This is a genomic window from Gilliamella sp. B2824, assembly GCF_026536245.1.
Taxonomy (GTDB): Bacteria; Pseudomonadota; Gammaproteobacteria; order Enterobacterales; family Orbaceae; genus Gilliamella.
In genome coordinates this window covers 1-1426 of record NZ_JAFNON010000028.1, presented here as the reverse complement: position 1 = coordinate 1426, position 1426 = coordinate 1, and the positions used below count along the sequence as shown (strand labels likewise).

At 35.4% G+C, this 1426-nt stretch carries 1 protein-coding gene; it reads right to left on the bottom strand.

Features of this window, described 5'->3' with window-relative positions:
- Positions 1–411 precede the first annotated feature (411 nt).
- Complete coding sequence (locus tag J3U56_RS11915) at positions 412–1350, bottom strand: zincin-like metallopeptidase domain-containing protein (protein ID WP_267367922.1); 939 nt, start codon at positions 1348–1350, stop codon at positions 412–414.
- Positions 1351–1426: the final 76 nt, after the last annotated feature.

The following is a 1426-nucleotide window of genomic DNA, read 5'->3' as shown; positions in this document are numbered from 1 at the left end:
TTGGGTGGGTTGTCAATAGGTCACTGCGTCAAATGCTCGCTCGTTCACTGCGTGACTGCGACCTCCGCTTTGGGATTGACAATAGTAACACCGTGCAATTATAAACATAAAATGTAAATAACACTGTGTATAAAATTTAATTCATGATCTGAATCAATACGTTAATTTGGTAAATAAAAAATAATCATTTTACCGTGGGAAAGTACGGTAAAGTTCGAGGGTCACTGAACATCCGAACTTATTTATGAGTTTAGTGCGCATAATGGCATTATGCTAAATTCTGGATTGTTAGCCGACTGCGTCGGCCAACATTTTACAATCTGCGACTTCAACATAACGCATTTCACATTATGCGCACTTCCTTATATTGGAAATTTAAGCGTGCTATAACATTTCCAATTTCGATATCGTTTAATCCCCCAGCTCCAGACCTTTTGATGTTATTTTTCCATGACTAATCGATTTTTCAGCTAGCTTTTTTCCGGCAATATCTAATGTCCGGTTTAGCATTTGACTTGATATCGTTGTATACTGTTTTTTAACCGCTATATATTTACTTTTGGTTAACGCCAATACCTTATCTGATTCAATCAATGCTGTGCCTAATTCTGCCTTTTGAACCTCTTTATTATCACCAAATTTGCTTAAGAACTCTTTTAAATAACATAAATTATTGTTTTTATTACTATTAACATTTGTTAATTCACAAAGCTTTATTGCTGAAGTTTCGGCGACTAATTCATCTCGTTTGAAAAAATTTATTGCTTGCACTGGTGTTGTGGGTGTTCGTCCCAATTCCCGACTGGTTGAGTGTCCGATTTCATGGAAGATATCATTATAGTATCCTTCGGCAGTCTCATACTGGGATTTATCGGGCATATGGATAGTATGCGATTTGGCATTATAACGAGGGTTTGATGCACTGTTATGTAACACCTTAACCCCCTGACTTGCTATAAATTGCTCGACTTTTGGATTTTCCTGCCACTGTTTTTCTGGCTTAATTGCTGGTGGAAGTTTATCAAAGGAAGCTTTATCCAGTTGTTCTACATTATAAAATTTAATATTTTCATAATACTCATTATCTTTATACAAATCACTTTCAAAAAAATTCTCTTTCTCATCCGGCTTTATCTGTAAATTGTGAGTTTGTATTTCATCCTCAGTTAACCAACGAGTCTCTGAAAATCCCTTTTTGTGGCTATCTGAATATAAATCATTTGCTTGATATACTGCTTGAGTATAAGGATTTTTAGGATAGTTTGCATTGGTTTGTGTAAAGTTCGAAGTCCCTTGATTATTAACTTGCTGTATCTGCTCGAAAAGCTGATTAGTATTGTTTGCTGTCATTATTTACATCTCTATAAGCCAGTCATCTTCTAACCCCTCTTTTGTTCGACTACGAACAAAATCCAATCCAATGATT